The following is a 16,550-nucleotide window of genomic DNA, read 5'->3' as shown; positions in this document are numbered from 1 at the left end:
CTCCTTTTCGATTTTACCGATTAACGACTTTGGCCAGCAAAGTCACAAATTCAGCCCGTGTTGCTTGATCTTCCGGGTGGAAGGTGCCGTCGGGAAATCCGCTGATCCAACCATCCGCCGCCATCTGTTTGAGAATACCCACACCCCAGTAAGATTCATTCACATCGGTAAAAGGGATATTCCCTCTTAATTTCCCTGTCATATTCATACTGCGTGCAAGCATCTGTGTCATTTCCATACGAGTCAATTTGCCATCAGGATCAAAGGTACCATTCGGGTAACCGTCTACGATAGATGCCTGAACGGTTTTGGCTATATCTGCGTAAGCCCAATGTGATGTTGCTAAATCACTAAACCGTAAATCCTTACGTTTCGTTAAACGCAAAGCACGAGACAGCACGGTAGCCGCTTCTGCTCTGGTAATCGATTGATTAGGAGCAAAACGATAGTTCCCGTAGCCACTAATCATGCCTTGCTGCGTAAGCTGAGTAATCGCATCTTGTGCCCAATGTCCCGCAATATCAACATACCCGCTAACAAGCCCATAACTATTCAACTGCAAGCGATACATTTGACTCATGAACCACTGATTGGCCTGCAGCTTAATATAATACGTACCTTCAGGCAGCGGCTTCTCGAAATTGAGCTGACTTGAACCTGACTCACTGCGGTAGGTGCCTTGCTCCTTCAGGGAACTATTATATAGAGTCGCAAATAACGTCCGTGAAGTCGGAATATTCGTTAATCTCACTTGGGCCAAGCTATCGGAAGTCAATCGGAATTCGAACCAATCGACGTCGTCATTTCGATTAAAAACACCTTCATATCCGGCATTCATCGCAGCAAACGTTGCTTGATAAGATCTGTCATTCGGCTCGTTCGCGTCAATTAATTGCGGCGTGTACTCGATCTCTAACGTATACTCCCCTGTAATAGGGCCAGCATAATCCTTCACGTTGCTAACACGAATGTAATATTGCCCAGGAAGCACTTCCATCAGGGAACTAACCTCTAAGCCACCATCACCAGCTTGATCAACCGTCGTTGCCTTCTCTCCTTCTTTCTGAAAAAGAAGCATCGGATCAATACGACCCGTATCGGTCGATAGCCGTAAACGCATGGTACCGGAGTGTTCAAGTGTTAGCGCAAACCAATCCAGATCTCCTTTGTCATGAAAAGTCCCCTTCAAGGTTTGGCTGCGTTCTGGCAGCGTAAATGCTTTATATTGCTTATCATTATCTTCAAAAGGATCTGTATATATCACATAATCTGTCTGTAACGTATAGTTTAGTGTGGTCTTCCGGGCACGATCCACATTTTCTAGCTGGACATAGGTACGACCTTTCGTCACAGCTACCTTAAAAGGCTGATTGCCATCCGCAGCGCCATTACCAGCCACAAAACTTTGTCCCGAATCAAAATTCACCCGGATACCTGCACCATCTTCCGGTTGCACACCGATTTGAATATACCCGTCATATGCAGCATCAATGACATACCAGTCCTGATCCTGCCCCGAGCTAAGATTCGCTTTAACCACTGTATGATTAGGCAGCGAAGCGGCCTGACTGGCTAGATCATTCGGCTCGAAACGATCTTGTTTATAAGGCTCCGTCAGTGCTTTCTCGATATTCAATAAGCCGTAACCCGTCTTAGCGTCCCACCCTTTGGTCATCAGATCCTGTGCCGTTTGTTCAATCTGTGATCGCACTTGATAGGCCGTCATCGCCGGGTATTTGCCCCAGACCAATGCGGCAGCGGCCGCCACTTGAGGCGCTGCCATCGAGCTGCCATCTTGGTACTGATAACCCCCGCCTAGAGCAGTCGTATATACATCCCATGGCGCCATGATATCTAGCTCTGGACCGTAATTCGAACGTGGATCTGCCTGTTTATCGGGACTAACACCACCAACAGAAAGCACGGTTGGATAAGCCGCAGGGTATTTGACACTCGTGCTCTCATTCCCAACTGCAGCGACAAGCAACACGTTATGATCCTCAGCGTATTGAACAATACCTGCGAGATAGTCCGAGTATTTGTTCAATCCCAAAGAAAGGACAACGATTTTCGCCCCGTGATCGACTGCGTATTTAATGCCTTCACCCAGCTTGGCTTCACCGCCTGTTCCATCAGCTTCCAACGCCTTAATCGGCATAATCTTGGCATTAGGGGCGATACCCGCAATACCTTTATCATTATTAATCGCAGCGGCAATCAAGCCGGCTACGTTCGTTCCATGTCCATTATCATCAAAAGGCTTCTTCGAAGCCTGAAGTAAGTTCACACCATTGACTAAATTGCCAATTAAATCTGGATGTCCAAGGTCTACGCCTGTATCGACTACGGCGACTACGATCGGCGTACGAGCATCTTCCGCTGCCGCCCACGCCTGATCAACGCGAATCATATCCAGATAGGTTTGTTTCACTCTCATGGGATCCGAAGACAGTGCATAAGCTGCCTCTACGTTGCTCACAAACCCTGTTAGTCCTAGGACGAGCAGCATAAGTACCGTGAGCCCTACGTGTCGAAAATATATCATCACACCAGGTCCTTTACCCAAAATTGAATCTCATTAGTCATTTACTTTCTTATTTTCCGATTAAGCTATAGCCGTCGCTCATCTTCGAGGGGCCTCAATAAAAGTTTTCTCATCTATCTATACCATATTAAACATCTTCTCGATACCTATAACGGTTTATCTTCGCAAAAAGTTCAGATCTCGGGAAATATTTTTTTGAAAATGTTACTGGGGGTTGTCCTGCCTGAGGTCCTTTATTTCCGGGGAAATAGGGGGAATGGGGATGTAAGTTCGTTTGCGAAATGTAGAAAAGCCCTTCCTACATTTGGAGTAGGAAGAGCTTTATCTTTTTTTGTATTTTACATAATGATGAAATCCTTCGTCAACGTAAAGATGCTCTCAATAGCTTTCAGAACCAGATGCGGTACAGCGCCTAGTGCCACGCTAACTAGAGCACATAACCATACCGTTATGCCTAATGGTACGGACACTCGAATAGCTGCCGGCTCATAGTCACTACGCATGAACATTTGACGTACGATGCTGAAATAATAGTAGAGTGAGACTACGCTGGTTGCGATCATTAAAGCACCTAACCAGTATTGCTGTGTCTGCATCGTTCCTAAGATGATATAGAGCTTACCGAAGAATCCGCCAGATATAGGAATACCTGCTAAAGACAATACGAGCAACACCATGGCAACAGCTGTTAAAGGAGCACGGTAGTACAGTCCCGCAAACCCCTTACCCTCTGTATGTCCCTCTGCCTGTTCAATAATCATCAACACGGCGAATGCACCGATGTTCATAAACATGTAAGCAATTAAGTAGAAAATGAATTCCGAGAAATTGGCATAATGCGTGGCCGAAAAGTACGTTCCAATCGGAACGAGCAGATAACCAGCATTCGCTATCCCCGAGTAGGCGAGTAGCCTTTTCATATTCGTCTGCTTCAGTGCAATGAAATTCCCCACAACCATCGCAATAGCCGCCATCACGGATATCGCTAAGAACACATCGGACTGCAGTTGGCTGCCTTCAAAGGCTGTAAATCCGAACAAGACATAGAAGACACGGAACAAAATCGCAAAACCAGCAGCTTTGGACACGACAGCCAGAAAGGCTGTAACTGGTGTTGGCGCTCCTTCATACACATCGGGTGCCCAACTGTGGAAAGGTGCAGCAGCAATCTTGAAACCGAAGCCTGCTAGTAGTAGGAAGAAGGCTACATAAAGTAGTGGCTCGTAAGAAGTTATTAGTGTCGGAAGGGCTGTGCCAATCTCTTGCAGATTCGCTGAGCCTACCATTCCATATAGGAAAGACATTCCATACAGAATGATTGCGGACGAGATACCGCCCATCACCAAGTACTTGAACGATCCTTCATTGGATTTGTTATCTTTCTTCTTCATGGCAACCATGATGTAAGAAGTGATGCTGAGCAGCTCCAAGCCAACGTATAGCGTAATTAAATCACCCGAAGATGACATAATCATAGCGCCTAACGCAGCAGGTAAATAAAAGTAATAATACTCCCCGACATGTGGGATGCTATCCTCTTTCACATAGCCTAGACTCATGAAGACGATCAATCCCGTACCGACAAGCGTACATAATTTAAGTAAGTTCGAGAAGTCGTCGACACGATAACTTTGATTCAAGAGTTGAATCGCTTCTTCCGGATTCAGCTGCAATACGACGAAAACCGCAGAAACCGCAAGTCCAACCAAGGTTAACCATCCAATAATGGAACGGCTGAATCGGTTCGGCAGAACCAAATCCAAGAGAGATAGGATGATCGCGGTAGCAACCAGCGCAAGCTCAGGGAGCAGATGCATCAAATCAGCAGCATGGAGTCTAATCTGTTCCACTGGACTAACCTCCTATCTTCCCGGCTACGCTATGGATCAACTGATCCAAGCTGCCAATGGTTTGTTGAAGCGGCTGACTTAGCACGCTTGGGTACACGCCCAACAAGAGAATGAACGCGACCAACGTAATCATCGGCACAGCCTCGATGAGACGCGCATCACGCATCCCTTGTTGCAGTAAGCTCGGCTGCTGAGGGCCGAACGTGATGTTCAGTACCCCGCGCAGCACGTAAACCGCTGCGAAGATGATACCCAGTGTACCGACAATCGCGTACACGCGGTGTGTTTCAAAGAGTCCGACGAACGCGAGGAACTCACTGATAAAGCCGGATAAGCCTGGCAATCCGAGCGAGGCCATCCCTGCAATCAGCAAAATACCGCTGATGAAAGGGATATTCTTAGCGAGACCGCCCAAGCGATCGAGCTGCGTAGTTTCGGTTCGCTCGTAGATGCTGCCGACGAGCAAGAACATCAGGGCTGAGATCAACCCGTGTGAGATCAGTTGGAACACGGCACCCTGCAGACCTGCAATGTTGAAAGCAGCAAGTCCCAGCAGGACGATGCCCATGTGACTAATACTCGAGTAGGCCAATACGAGTTTGAAATCTTTTTGAACCATCGCGAGAAGCGCACCGTACACGATGTTAATGACACCGAGGAGCGCGAGCACCCACGCCCATTGCTGGGCTTCCGCCGGGAAGAACAGAATCCCGAAACGGATAAGGCCGTAGGCCCCCATTTTGAGCAAAATACCGGAGTGAATCATAACAACAGCAGGCGGAGCCTCTGTATGTACTTTCAGCATCCACGTATGGAACGGGAAGATCGGCAACTTGATCCCGAATGCGACCAATAGCATAATAAACACGGTCCATTTCATGGCTTGACTCATAAAGAATGGCGTACCTTCCTGATTCACATAAGCGGCAGGATCTTGCAGCAAATTATGTGCAATGGTATGGATATCGCCACTGTAGTAAATGATCGCCTCAGTCTGCGAAGGATCTTGACTAAATCCGGCTGTCGTAACCAGGATAAGGAAGGCAATCAGCATGATGGCTGAGCCAAGTCCGTTATATAACAAGAAGCGATTAGCTGCTTGCTCCCGGTTCATGTACCCCCAAATTCCGATCAAGAAGAACATCGGCACGAGTGTAATTTCGAAGAACAGGAAGAACAAGAAGAGATCCTGTGCCATGAATACACCGAACATACCTACTTCAAGCAAAAGGAATAGAATGAAATACGTTTTCCAACGTTTCTTGATATAAACGGACGCTAACGCGGCCATGGACGAGATTAACGCCGTTAGAAAGACGAGTGGCAACGAAATGCCATCGACCGCCAACGAATATTTAAACTCGAAGAAGAATTGGGTAATTTGCTGAATACCCTCGTGATTTAATGGGACTTTGATCCAATCAAGCTGTTCTTTGTACTGAATCGGATCTCCTTGATAGTTATAGTCCACGTAGAGCCACGCAGCCAATATTAGCGGAATGAATGTCGTGACGATACCCACTGTTTTGATCAAACGCCCCCGATCTCCCCGAAGGAAGAGCAGGACGAGAACACCGAGCAGAGGGGAGAAGGCAATCATACTAAGAATAGGTAAGTTAGCCGGCATGTATGAACCTCCTTCCTGCAATGGCAAGTGCCAGAATCAGCATCCCTAGTAGCATGATGACCCCGTAGGACTGCAGTTGACCATTTTGAAGTCGGGAACCTAGGCGTCCAAGACTAACTACGGTGAAAGCAACTAAGCGTACAATCCCGTCAATGACGTAAATATCGATCAATTCCAAGATGAAGCCTAGACCGCGAAGCGGTTTGACAACAATAGCCTCATAGATTTCATCAATGAAATATTTGCGATTTAGCAGCGTGTACAACCATGGCATTTTGCTCGAAACAATGTCCCGAGGGATGGTGCGTTTGAGATACATGAGATATCCCAGCCCAATTCCTAACAATCCAGCCAATGTAGACAAAATAATCACTGCCCAGTTGACCGTTTCCTCATGCTCTTGTCCTGTCAGCCAATGACCCAGCCATTCGTTGAATGGCGTGTTCACGAAGCCCGCAATGACAGCTAGCACAGCTAACACAATAAGCGGAGTTGTCATTGATGCAGGAGATTCATGCGGCTCATGTGCATGGTCATGCCCGTGATCATTGTGATCCGCCGAAGCATAATCTTTCGCTCTTGATGACCCCATAAACACGAGGAAGAACAAGCGGGACATGTAGAAAGCCGTGAAGAACGCTGCAATCACACCGACCCAGAACAGAAGCTGATTATGCTCGTACGCTTCCGTGAGAATCATATCCTTCGACCAGAAGCCTGCGAATGGGAAGATACCAGCCAAAGCCAACGTTCCGATCGCAAAAGTCCAGGTCGTAATTTTCATTTTGCGGGATAATCCGCCCATTTCATTAATGTTTTGCGTATGAACCGCATGAATCACACTACCGGCGCCCAAAAAGAGCAGCGCTTTGAAGAAAGCGTGTGTAAACAAGTGGAACATCCCCGACGTAATGGAAACACCAATCCCCAGCGCCATCATCATGTAACCGAGTTGACTCACGGTCGAATAAGCGAGAATCCGTTTAATATCGTTCTGCGCAATACCGATTGTCGCTGCGAAAATAGCGGTAAACCCACCGACATAAGCAACAACCATTAGTGCGTCCGGCGATGCGTGGAAAATATCAAACGTCCGTGCCACGAGGTATACCCCAGCTGCAACCATTGTTGCGGCGTGAATCAGCGCTGAGATCGGCGTTGGGCCTTCCATCGCATCAGGTAACCATGTGTGCAACGGGAATTGACCGGATTTCCCCATCGCCCCGATGAAAATCAGGACGGCGATCCATGTGACGATCGTAGGGTCGATTTTGCCCGTTGTGAAAGCATTATGTATGGAAGTGAAATCAAGTGCATGTCCTGGCATGTATAAATACAACAACAGGATCGCGATAAATAAGCCCACATCCCCGATACGGGTGACGATGAATGCCTTTTTGGCGGCAGCCTTCGCCTCTGGCTTGAAGTACCAGAATCCGACGAGCAAGAAGGAACATACCCCTACTAGCTCCCAGAAGATGTACAGCTCCAGCATATTTTCAGAAATGACAAGACCTAGCATGGAGAAGGAGAACAGCGCAATATAACCGAAAAACACGTGAATACGCTCGTCACCTTTCATGTAGCCCTTGGAATAAATGTTCACCAGCAGGGAAACGAGCGTAACGATAACGAGCATCAGGGAGTTTAGATTGGTGACTTCAAACCCCATTTTCAGCGTGAAATCGCCCACCTGCAGCCAGTTCATTTTATCCCACGTGAAATCCTCAACATTGCCGCCAATCCGCTCTACAAAAATGAGCAAAGCCACGATAAACGAAAGCAACATCGCAAAAATGCTAATGTAAATCCCTAAATCCTTCAGTTGACGTCCCATTGCCGTAAGCGCTAGAAAAGCTAGCAACGGAAACAATGGAATGAGCCAGGCGTACTGTGAATAGTCCGATACCATAGCCTTGTTAGCCTCCTAGCGCTTCATAGAATCCAAATCCGTAACTTCAACTGTACCTCTATTTCGGTAAATTGCGATTAATATCGCAATGCCCACAGCCGCCTCAGCAGCTGCAATCGTAATGTTAAAGAGGGAGAAAATTTGCCCCGTTAAGGCTGGATGATCCCCTAGTTTGGAGAAGGCAATCAAATTCAAGTTCACCGCATTGAGCATGAGCTCGATGGAGAGCAAGACGATGACCCCGTTTTTCTTCGTGAGCGCACCGTAAAGTCCAATGCAGAATAGGATCGCCGCTAATGTCAGATAAGGAGTAATTAAGTTACCCAAGGCTAATCCTCCTCTCTCTTCGCGACTACGATAGCGCCAATGAACGCTACTGTCAGCAGCACGGACATGATTTCGAAGGGAATGACATGCACGTTATACAACAACTTCCCGATTTCGAGTGTATTATCTTTGCCAGCATCCAAAGTCCCCGAAGAGACAAAAGTCGACTTCTGAATCGCATAGAACAAAACGCCGAACAATCCAACCGCGCCGAGAATGGCCAAGCCTTCATGCCATGGACGCTTAGGACCTTCATCTTCACCCTGTCTGTGCTTCGTCATCATAATGCCGAAAATCATCAGAATCGAGATGGCACCTGCATAAATCAACACTTGGACAAAAGCAACAAACTCTGCTTCAAGGATAACGTACAGACCTGCTAAACTAATGAACGTTAGGGCTACGGCCACAACCATGTGCACGACTTTTGTAAAAGAGATCATAAAGATCGCCCCGCCGATAGCGAGCAGCGCAAAGATGAAGAAGGCCCAGCTTGTACCGCTGGATAGGAAATCGCCGAGTCCATTAAACATCTTTCTTCGCGCCCCCTTTAGGCATCGCAGAATTGTTCTCTTGACGAATATTTTGGGTGTTGCTGCTCAGCCACTGCATATCTTTAAACAAATCATCCCGACTAAAGCTGCTAAGCTCAAAATTATTCGTCATCACGATCGCTTCCGTCGGACACACCTCTGTGCACAGATCGCACAGAATACAAATCTCAAAGTTGATGTCATACGTATCAATGACCTTCCCCTTTTTCTCAGGGTCTGGGTTCGCTTTTCCAGTTAACGTAATACACTCCGTCGGACACACGCGCGCACATTGATTGCACACAATGCATTTCTCAGGATCAAAATATTGAATACCACGAAAGCGATCCGGCATTTTAATCGGAACCTCAGGGTATGCGTACGTTACTTTCTTCTCAGTCAAGTGCTTGAATGTGAAGCCTAAACCTTTCATAATGCCCTTCATGCGTTTCAACTCCTTCAAGTCTTGCGTTAGCAAAACTAACTTCGAAAGCAACTATTCTTAAAAGATGGTCATGATGATCGCTGTCAGCAACATGTTGACCAGCGCCAGTGGCAGCAGTACTTTCCAGCCAAAACCCATTAACTGATCAATCCGTACACGTGGCAATGTCGCCCGCAGCCAGAAGAGGAAGAACACAACCGCTGAGAATTTTAACAAGAACCAGAGGACGCCTGGAATGAAATCAAGGAACCCGAATGGCGCATGCCATCCACCTAGGAAAAGCAGACTGACAAGTGAAGCAATGACGAAGACGTACACATACTCGGATAGCATGAAAAAGGCGAAACGGAAACCACTGTATTCAACATGGTAGCCCGCAACGAGCTCTGATTCTGCTTCTGGTAAGTCAAACGGCGTACGATTCAGCTCCGAAACACCGGCAATCACAAAAATAATGAAACCTAGGATTTGGGGAATGAAATTCCAGTGCCAGAAGCCGCCTGTTTGCGTATCAACAATGGTGTGCAGATTCAGGCTTCCCGTCATCATGACCACACCAACGACTGAGATAACTAATGGAACTTCGTAACTAATCATCTGAGCTGCGGAACGCATGCCGCCTAATAACGCATATTTATTGTTGGATGCCCAACCTCCAAGAATAATTCCGATGGTTGAGATCCCTGTTAGGGCTACGTAATACAGCAATCCCACATTTAAATTCGCGCCAAACATCCGATCAGAGAAGGGAATCGTCGCAATAATCGTAAAGGATGGGATAAAGGTAATAATCGGTGCAAGAATGAAAAGCTCACGCTCCGCTTTCTTAGGAATCGTATCTTCTTTAATGAGAAGCTTAAATACGTCAGCGACGCTCTGCAACAACCCGAATGGCCCAGTTCGGTTCGGCCCGATCCGCAATTGCATCCAACCGATAACTTTACGCTCGAAGTAAATTGCATAGGTAACGAATCCGAGCACGAGCAACAGCATGACAACGCCCCAAAATAGGAAAACGAAGAAGTTCGTCCATGTTAGACTCTCTTCCAATAAATTGACCATTAGGCATCCACCTCCCCAACGACAATATCGATGCCGCCCAAAATCGTAATGAGATTAGTCATCGACTCGCCAACCAGCAGCTTGGGCAATATTTGCAGATTCACAAAGGATGGTCTACGGAATTTCAGGCGGTAAGGCTCTTGCTTACCTCGGGAAATAATATGACAACCAATTTCCCCACGCGGAGACTCAATTGCCGCATAGATTTCGCCTTCTGGCGGGCGAATCACTCTCGGCACTTTCCCCATCGTTTCGCCACCCTCAGGGAACACGTCTAGCGCTTGTTCCAGGATACGAAGAGATTGTTTTATTTCTTCCATACGGATTAAATATCGGTCATAACAGTCCCCGCCATTCCTTACCGGCACATCGAACTGGAAGCGGCTGTACAGGCTGTAAGGCTGCGTTTTGCGAATATCCCAATCTACCCCTGTACAACGCAGGTTCGCCCCGCTAAGGCCATAAGCAATGGCTGTCTCGGCATCATACTTCCCTACTCCCTTAATCCGTGAGAGGAAAATCTCATTCCCCGTGACAAGGGTGTGGTACTCTTCCAATTTGCCATACATATACGGAACAAATTTGCGTACTTTCTCAATCCAGCCATCTGGTGCGTCCCACTTCACGCCGCCTACACGCATGTAGTTGTACGTTAAACGAGCTCCACACAATTCGTTGAAGAGGTCGATAATGATTTCGCGATCGCGGAAAGCGAACAAGAACGGACTCATCGCTCCAATATCTAGCAGGTACGTTCCCCACCACACCATGTGTGATGCAATACGCTGCAGCTCCATCACGATTAAACGAAGAAATTCAGCTCTTTCGGGTATTTCGATTTGCATCATTTTCTCTACAGCGTTTACTAACGCGTAGTTAGTTGTCATCGCCGATACATAGTCCATTCGATCGGTGTATGGGATAATTTGGGTATAGCTGAGATTCTCAGCTAATTTCTCAGTTCCTCTATGTAAGTAGCCCATAACGGGTATTGCTTCACGAATAATTTCACCATCCAGCTTTACGATCACGCGGAAAACCCCGTGTGTACTAGGATGCTGAGGGCCAACGTTTAACAGGAGCTCTTCTGTCCGTAACACGTGCTACACCTCCGGGTCAAGCGGTTCGTAGTCTTTGCGCAGTGGATGACCCACCCAATCATCAGGCATCATGATCCGTACTAAGTTCGGGTGGCCAGGGAAGTCGATGCCGAAAAGATCAAACGCTTCGCGCTCGTTCCAGTTGGCCGTCGGCCAAACATCAGCTACCGAAGGTATGCTGGCTTGCTCGCGGTCTGTCTTCACTTTCACACAATATTCATGCTTATGTGTGAGAGAAAGCAGATGATACGCCACCTCAAGGTGCGTCTCTTGGTCCACACCGGAGAGATTGCGCAGGTAGTCACAGCGCAGCTCCGCGTGATCACGTAAAGTCAGCGCGGCCTGCGGCCAGCGCGAGCTGTGAATGATCACGTAAGGACGATGCGCGTCCCTTTCGTTGATGAATGCGTCGACGACGGCGTCTTCGCCTGCCTCGGCCTTAAGGATGTTGACCAGCCGGTCCAGCAGCGGCTGGTTCGGTGAAGGCTCTTTCGGCGCAGCGGGATCCGCCGATTCGGGCTTCGCTCCGGCGCGTGCAGCTGCTCGCGCGGCGCGGGCTTCAGCGGCGGCCTGGGCTTTGGCCGCCTTCTCTTCCTCTGAGCCAGCGTCTGCGGACGCTGGCGTTGTTGCTCCGGCGGGCGCAGGCTCGCCCGCCTCTGTAGCCGCGCGCGCAGCGAGGCGCGCGGCTCTTGCCGCGGCGCGCTCCGCTGCCGCGTCTGCTGCTGGCGTGCTTGCGCCAGCAGGCGGCACGCTAGCTTCCGCTTTGCCCTCGGCATTGCGATCTGCTCCAACTTCCGTTTTCGCTTCAGCTGCACTGCCTTCAGCAGGGCTCTCTACCTTGCCTTCCTCTTTCCCATCCTCACCAACAGGAGGAGTCGGAACTGCCGATTCTTCCGGCTTTTTCTCCTCGCTCATCGATTGATCACCTGCTTCCCAGTTTTCGCCTCATAGCGAATCTTTTCCTGAAGCTTGTTGATCCCATAAATGAGTGCTGCCGGATTCGGAGGACAACCTGGGATATAAACATCCACAGGTACGATCTGATCCACACCTTTGACAACGGAATACGATTTCACATAAGGACCGCCTGCGGTTGCGCACGAACCCATCGCGATAACCCACTTCGGTTCAGGCATTTGCTCGTAAAGTCGGCGCAACAAAGGAGCCATTTTCTTCGTAACTGTCCCTGCTACAATCATGACATCTGATTGTCTAGGAGACGTACGGAAGATGACTCCGAATCGGTCTAAATCATAGTGAGAACCACCCGTTCCCATCATTTCGATCGCACAACAAGCTAAGCCAAAGGTTAATGGCCAAAGCGAATTACTGCGAGCCCAAGCTTTTACCTGCTCCAGTGTTGTCATAAATACATTACGGTTTATTTCTTCCCGTTCCTCGGGAGAGATTGATTCTAGACTGAAGTCCATCGCAGCACCTTCTTCTTCCAAGCGTATATTAATCCTATGGCAAGCAAGGCTACAAAAATGCACATTTCTATTAATGCGAATAATCCAAGTTGATTAAAGGCAACTGCCCACGGATAGAGGAATACGGTCTCCACATCAAAGATGACAAACATCAAAGCGTACAAATAATATCGAATGTTAAACCGGATTTGTCCCTCACCTACAGGCTCATTACCACTCTCATACGTCGTGTACTTCTCATCGATGGGTTTACTCGGTCTTAACCATTTGCCAATCGTCAGCGCAGCTATGGGGAGGAAAATACCTAACCCTAGAAAAATCGCTACGATTACATAGTTATTTGTATACATCATGTGAATGTAACCGCCTCCATTTCTTGTTTGCATTTCTTACGATCTCATTAGTTTTGGTAATAATCACCTTTATTAGTATAACAAAAAGGGGTATGGGCGTCGACACTAATTCTTTTTCTAATAAGATTAGCATCCCACATAAGTGGGTAATACTATTCATTGGGCAAAAAGGCTTTGGCCGAAAGCTCAATTACTATTCTCGAAAGGACTGATTCCTATGGCAAATGCTTCAAATGCTAATCACCAACACAGAACCCATGACAAAGTCACGGAGACTGGTCGCTACCGTGATGCCGACGGGCAAAGCGTCGAGCTAGTAGCAGGTCAAACATTCCCTCCTTGCCCGAAAACAGGCGAATCCACCGTCTGGCATCACGCTTAACATGTAAATCTAACGCGAGCTGTTCCTCTCCTTTGAGAGGGGCAGCTTTTTCATTTATCATGTATAACGCAAAAAAGCGGAAGAACCAAAGTTCCCCCGCTTTTATTTCATCTATTTATTTCCCGGACACACCGATACGATTCACTGCTCTTTGTAAAGAAGCTTCAGCACGTTTGAAATCTACGTTATCTTGCTTCGTTTCAGCAAGACGTTTCTCCGCACGCTCTTTCGCTGCTCTCGCACGATCAATATCGATTTGTTCAGGCAGCTCGGCGCTTTCCGCCAAAATAACCACCTTATCCTTGCGCACTTCCATGAATCCGCCGTTCACTGCGATGACTTCGTCTTTGGAGCCCGTTTTCTTCACAGTAATCGGTGCAATTCTAAGTGGAGTGACCAATGGAATGTGATTCGGCAGAATTCCAAGCTCACCTTGGGTACCCTTCACGCTAACCATGTTCACTTGTTCAGCGTACACTTTGCGTTCCGGTGTTACAATTTCCAATAGGAATGTACTCACTTGGATTCTCCTTCCTTAGAGTTTAGCAAAAGCTGGTCTTAGCAAGATGCCAAGCTTACAGTGTTTTTGCTTTCTCGATAGCGTCCTCGATCGTTCCAACGTTGTGGAAAGCTACTTCAGGAAGGTTGTCGTGCTTACCTTCAAGGATTTCTTTGAAGCTACGCACAGTTTCTTTCAATGGTACATAAAGACCTGGGAAACCGTTGAACGGCTCAGCAACGTGAAGCGGCTGAGACAAGAACAAGCGGAGACGACGCGCACGTTGTACAGTCAATTTGTCTTCATCAGACAACTCATCCATACCCAAGATCGCGATGATATCCAGAAGCTCTTTGTAACGTTGAAGAACTCGTTTAACACCTTGTGCTGTTTTATAGTGATCTTCGCCAAGAATTTCTGGCGTCAAGATACGGGATGAAGAAGCAAGTGGATCTACCGCAGGGAAAATACCTGCTGCAGCAATACTACGCTCCAAGTTCGTTGTTGCATCCAAGTGGGCGAAAGCCGTTGCTGGAGCCGGATCCGTATAGTCATCGGCAGGAACGTAAATCGCTTGAATGGAAGTAACGGAACCTTTTTTCGTGGAAGTAATACGCTCTTGCAGTTGACCCATCTCTGTTGCCAAAGTTGGTTGGTAACCTACCGCTGAAGGCATACGCCCTAGCAATGCGGAAACCTCAGAACCTGCTTGTGTAAAGCGGAAGATGTTATCGATGAAAAGAAGAACGTCTTTACCTTCTTCGTCACGGAAATACTCAGCCATTGTCAAACCGGACAAAGCAACGCGAAGACGCGCGCCTGGAGGCTCGTTCATTTGACCGAATACCATCGCTGTTTTTGCGATAACGCCGGAGTCTTTCATCTCGTGGTAAAGGTCATTACCTTCACGAGTACGCTCTCCAACGCCTGCGAAAACGGAGATACCGCCGTGCTCTTGTGCAATGTTGTGGATCAACTCTTGCATCGTTACGGTTTTACCTACACCCGCGCCGCCGAAGAGACCGATTTTTCCACCCTTAACATAAGGAGCCATAAGGTCGATAACTTTAATTCCTGTTTCAAGAATCTCTGCTTTTGTCGACAAGTTGTCGAAAGCTGGAGCTTCTTTGTGGATACCGCTTGTAAATGTACGGTCAACGCCTTCGATACCATCGATAGGATCTCCCAATACGTTAAACACGCGACCTAGTGTTGCTGCTCCAACCGGAACGGTAATTGCAGCTTTTGTATCTTCAGCTACTGCTCCACGAACAAGTCCGTCAGTTGAGGACATTGCAATACAACGAACCAAGTTGTCACCAAGGTGAACAGCTGCTTCAACTGTCATTGTGGATAGTACGCCATTATCATTTCTTTCAATCTTGATGGCATTCAAGATTTCAGGGAGTTGTCCGCGTTCGAACTCAATGTCGACGACTGGCCCTGTAATTGTTACAACGCGCCCTTTACTCATGGTTTCCCTCCTAAGAAAAGCTTTGCTTCCGTAGAAGCTTTATTGTTATGCGTTCGCGTTCGCTCCAGCAACGATCTCCGATATTTCTTGGGTAATCGAGGCTTGACGCGCACGGTTGTAAGCTAATGTGTAGCTGCTGATCATTTTGGTTGCATTCTTCGTAGCGGAGTTCATCGCTGTCATTCTCGCACCAAACTCACTCGCTTTACCTTCCAGTACAGCACTGTAAATAAGCGTTTCTGCATATTTAGGCAGTAATACTTCTAGAACACCTTCTGGTGATGGCTCATACTCATAGCTAGCAGCAGCCACGCCAGTAACTTCTTCCATAGGAAGCAGGCGGATCATAGTTGGAATTTGGGTAATAGCATTTTTGAATTGGTTATACACCAAGAACAACTGGTCATACGTTCCATTTTCGAAGTTCTTTACTGCTGCTGATGCGACAGATTTAATGTCCGCGAATTTCGGTGAATCCGGAACACCTGTAACTTCCTCTACAATTGGCATATTCCGTTTGCGGAAGAAATTACTACCCTTACGTCCGATTACAAAAATCGAATATTCAGCTGTTGATTTATGGTTTTCACGAATCTCGGTCATGACCTTCCGCAACACGTTAGCGTTGTAGCCTCCAGCCAATCCACGATCCGAGGTGATTACTAAATAGCCTGTCTTCTTCACTTCGCGTGACTGTAACATCGGGTGTTTGATCCCTTTGCTTCCAGCTGCAATGCTTTGAACGACTTCTTTCAACTTATCGGAGTAAGGACGTGCTGCTTCCGCAGAACGTTGTGCTCGTCTCAAATTCGCTGCAGAGACCATTTCCATCGCTCTCGTAATTTGTTTCGTGTTTTGTGTGGACTTGATTTGGCGCTTAATCTCGCGCATTCCTTTTGCCATACCTGCTCACCTCTCTTTTGAGGCTTAGAAAAGCCTTCATTCGAAGACCTGAATTCAGGCGATCAGCCTGCCCAGGATTAACACGGTAGGTAGAGCTTCACTGTGGGC

Annotated in this window: 16 protein-coding genes; 1 reads left to right on the top strand and 15 read right to left on the bottom strand. The window is 47.6% G+C overall.

Features of this window, described 5'->3' with window-relative positions; translation table 11 throughout:
* Positions 1 to 13: 13 nt before the first annotated feature.
* The 10 genes from AC58QT_RS27575 to AC58QT_RS27530 all read right to left on the bottom strand — a co-directional run bounded on the left by AC58QT_RS27575 (position 14) and on the right by AC58QT_RS27530 (position 11,773).
* Positions 14 to 2,566, bottom strand: coding sequence for a S8 family serine peptidase (locus AC58QT_RS27575; protein ID WP_497411805.1), 2,553 nt, complete (start codon positions 2,564 to 2,566; stop codon positions 14 to 16).
* 317 nt (positions 2,567 to 2,883) lie between these two features.
* Positions 2,884 to 4,362: an NADH-quinone oxidoreductase subunit N gene (locus AC58QT_RS27570; RefSeq protein WP_497411875.1), complete on the bottom strand. Its 1,479-nt coding sequence runs from the start codon at positions 4,360 to 4,362 to the stop codon at positions 2,884 to 2,886.
* Positions 4,363 to 4,399: 37 nt separating this feature from the next.
* Positions 4,400 to 6,022, bottom strand: a complete 1,623-nt coding sequence (locus AC58QT_RS27565; RefSeq protein WP_497411804.1) for a complex I subunit 4 family protein — start codon at positions 6,020 to 6,022, stop codon at positions 4,400 to 4,402.
* On the bottom strand, positions 6,012 to 7,934 hold the full coding sequence (nuoL, locus tag AC58QT_RS27560) for an NADH-quinone oxidoreductase subunit L (RefSeq protein WP_497411803.1): 1,923 nt from the start codon (positions 7,932 to 7,934) through the stop codon (positions 6,012 to 6,014). Before nuoL ends, AC58QT_RS27565 begins: the two co-directional genes overlap by 11 nt.
* A gap of 15 nt (positions 7,935 to 7,949) precedes the next feature.
* On the bottom strand, positions 7,950 to 8,261 hold the full coding sequence (gene nuoK / locus AC58QT_RS27555; protein ID WP_310501104.1) for an NADH-quinone oxidoreductase subunit NuoK: 312 nt from the start codon (positions 8,259 to 8,261) through the stop codon (positions 7,950 to 7,952).
* A gap of 2 nt (positions 8,262 to 8,263) precedes the next feature.
* Positions 8,264 to 8,794 (bottom strand): NADH-quinone oxidoreductase subunit J, encoded by a 531-nt coding sequence (locus AC58QT_RS27550; RefSeq protein ID WP_497411802.1) that lies wholly within the window; start codon positions 8,792 to 8,794, stop codon positions 8,264 to 8,266.
* Positions 8,787 to 9,239, bottom strand: a complete 453-nt coding sequence (gene nuoI, locus AC58QT_RS27545) for an NADH-quinone oxidoreductase subunit NuoI (protein ID WP_028556942.1) — start codon at positions 9,237 to 9,239, stop codon at positions 8,787 to 8,789. Before nuoI ends, AC58QT_RS27550 begins: the two co-directional genes overlap by 8 nt.
* Positions 9,240 to 9,296: 57 nt before the next feature.
* Complete coding sequence (gene nuoH, locus AC58QT_RS27540; protein WP_310501106.1) at positions 9,297 to 10,301, bottom strand: NADH-quinone oxidoreductase subunit NuoH; 1,005 nt, start codon at positions 10,299 to 10,301, stop codon at positions 9,297 to 9,299.
* On the bottom strand, positions 10,301 to 11,401 hold the full coding sequence (locus AC58QT_RS27535; protein WP_497411801.1) for an NADH-quinone oxidoreductase subunit D: 1,101 nt from the start codon (positions 11,399 to 11,401) through the stop codon (positions 10,301 to 10,303). Before AC58QT_RS27535 ends, nuoH begins: the two co-directional genes overlap by 1 nt.
* 3 nt (positions 11,402 to 11,404) lie before the next feature.
* Positions 11,405 to 11,773 carry an NADH-quinone oxidoreductase subunit C gene (locus tag AC58QT_RS27530; protein ID WP_310501108.1) on the bottom strand — a complete coding sequence of 123 codons (369 nt, stop codon included), beginning with the start codon at positions 11,771 to 11,773 and terminating at the stop codon, positions 11,405 to 11,407.
* Between the two features lie 28 nt (positions 11,774 to 11,801).
* Between AC58QT_RS27530 and AC58QT_RS27525 the strand changes: the two genes are divergently transcribed.
* Positions 11,802 to 12,323 (top strand): hypothetical protein, encoded by a 522-nt coding sequence (locus AC58QT_RS27525; RefSeq protein WP_497411800.1) that lies wholly within the window; start codon positions 11,802 to 11,804, stop codon positions 12,321 to 12,323.
* On the opposite strand, the gene AC58QT_RS27520 is transcribed toward AC58QT_RS27525, so the two are convergent.
* From AC58QT_RS27520 to atpG, 5 genes are all read right to left on the bottom strand, one after another.
* Positions 12,313 to 12,831 carry a NuoB/complex I 20 kDa subunit family protein gene (locus tag AC58QT_RS27520; protein WP_056611667.1) on the bottom strand — a complete coding sequence of 173 codons (519 nt, stop codon included), beginning with the start codon at positions 12,829 to 12,831 and terminating at the stop codon, positions 12,313 to 12,315. The two genes, AC58QT_RS27525 and AC58QT_RS27520, sit on opposite strands and share 11 nt — an antisense overlap.
* A complete protein-coding gene (locus AC58QT_RS27515) occupies positions 12,816 to 13,181 on the bottom strand; it encodes an NADH-quinone oxidoreductase subunit A (RefSeq protein WP_310501162.1) in 366 nt (121 codons plus the stop codon). The genes AC58QT_RS27520 and AC58QT_RS27515 overlap by 16 nt, the downstream gene beginning before the upstream one ends.
* Positions 13,182 to 13,681: 500 nt before the next feature.
* Positions 13,682 to 14,086, bottom strand: a complete 405-nt coding sequence (locus AC58QT_RS27510) for a F0F1 ATP synthase subunit epsilon (RefSeq protein ID WP_497411799.1) — start codon at positions 14,084 to 14,086, stop codon at positions 13,682 to 13,684.
* Positions 14,087 to 14,141: 55 nt separating this feature from the next.
* Positions 14,142 to 15,539 carry a F0F1 ATP synthase subunit beta gene (atpD, locus tag AC58QT_RS27505; RefSeq protein WP_310501112.1) on the bottom strand — a complete coding sequence of 466 codons (1,398 nt, stop codon included), beginning with the start codon at positions 15,537 to 15,539 and terminating at the stop codon, positions 14,142 to 14,144.
* Between the two features lie 45 nt (positions 15,540 to 15,584).
* Positions 15,585 to 16,442 carry an ATP synthase F1 subunit gamma gene (gene atpG / locus AC58QT_RS27500; RefSeq protein WP_310501113.1) on the bottom strand — a complete coding sequence of 286 codons (858 nt, stop codon included), beginning with the start codon at positions 16,440 to 16,442 and terminating at the stop codon, positions 15,585 to 15,587.
* Positions 16,443 to 16,550: the final 108 nt, after the last annotated feature.

It is taken from the genome of Paenibacillus sp. J31R109, assembly GCF_059692055.1.
This window is presented reverse-complemented; position numbering and strand designations above follow the sequence as displayed.

Excerpts from the sequence above, each read along its gene's own strand:
- AC58QT_RS27520 (WP_056611667.1), bottom strand. The coding sequence starts at position 12,831 with ATGGACTTCAGTCTAGAATCAATCTCTCCCGAGGAACGGGAAGAAATA.
- AC58QT_RS27570 (WP_497411875.1), bottom strand. The coding sequence starts at position 4,362 with ATGCATCTGCTCCCTGAGCTTGCGCTGGTTGCTACCGCGATCATCCTA.
- nuoH (WP_310501106.1), bottom strand. The coding sequence starts at position 10,301 with ATGGTCAATTTATTGGAAGAGAGTCTAACATGGACGAACTTCTTCGTT.
- AC58QT_RS27515 (WP_310501162.1), bottom strand. The coding sequence starts at position 13,181 with ATGTATACAAATAACTATGTAATCGTAGCGATTTTTCTAGGGTTAGGT.
- atpD (WP_310501112.1), bottom strand. The coding sequence starts at position 15,539 with ATGAGTAAAGGGCGCGTTGTAACAATTACAGGGCCAGTCGTCGACATT.
- nuoL (WP_497411803.1), bottom strand. The coding sequence starts at position 7,934 with ATGGTATCGGACTATTCACAGTACGCCTGGCTCATTCCATTGTTTCCG.
- atpG (WP_310501113.1), bottom strand. The coding sequence starts at position 16,442 with ATGGCAAAAGGAATGCGCGAGATTAAGCGCCAAATCAAGTCCACACAA.
- AC58QT_RS27525 (WP_497411800.1), top strand. The coding sequence starts at position 11,802 with ATGAATGCGTCGACGACGGCGTCTTCGCCTGCCTCGGCCTTAAGGATG.
- nuoI (WP_028556942.1), bottom strand. The coding sequence starts at position 9,239 with ATGAAGGGCATTATGAAAGGTTTAGGCTTCACATTCAAGCACTTGACT.
- AC58QT_RS27550 (WP_497411802.1), bottom strand. The coding sequence starts at position 8,794 with ATGTTTAATGGACTCGGCGATTTCCTATCCAGCGGTACAAGCTGGGCC.
- AC58QT_RS27565 (WP_497411804.1), bottom strand. The coding sequence starts at position 6,022 with ATGCCGGCTAACTTACCTATTCTTAGTATGATTGCCTTCTCCCCTCTG.